Genomic DNA, 284 nt, shown 5'->3' with positions numbered 1-284 from the left:
CTACTTCAACGAATAGTGAACAGCCAGTCTTTGTAGAGACGCTGGAATACAAACGTTTCGTGGAGTTCTGCGAGGCTTGCCGCCGAGACCGCTACATCGGCCTGTGCTACGGAGCGCCAGGAGTAGGCAAGACGCTCTCCGCCGTCCATCACAGTCGAGTCGAGAAGATCGTTCCTTTCGATCGTTGGAGCGCGGACGCATCTGACGACCTGCCCATCGATACCGTCCTATTCACCCCGGAAGTGATCAACACGCCAGCGAGGATCGATGCCGACTTACGCCAG

1 protein-coding gene is annotated in these 284 nt (G+C 57.0%); it reads left to right on the top strand.

The window, feature by feature from the left end:
* Positions 1 to 284, top strand: a 284-nt coding sequence (locus tag AC5S26_RS29990; protein WP_494188614.1) for a P-loop NTPase family protein, incomplete at both ends; no start/stop codon positions are given.

The organism is Edaphobacter sp. FHG110511_03 (genome assembly GCF_059115365.1).
This window is presented reverse-complemented; position numbering and strand designations above follow the sequence as displayed.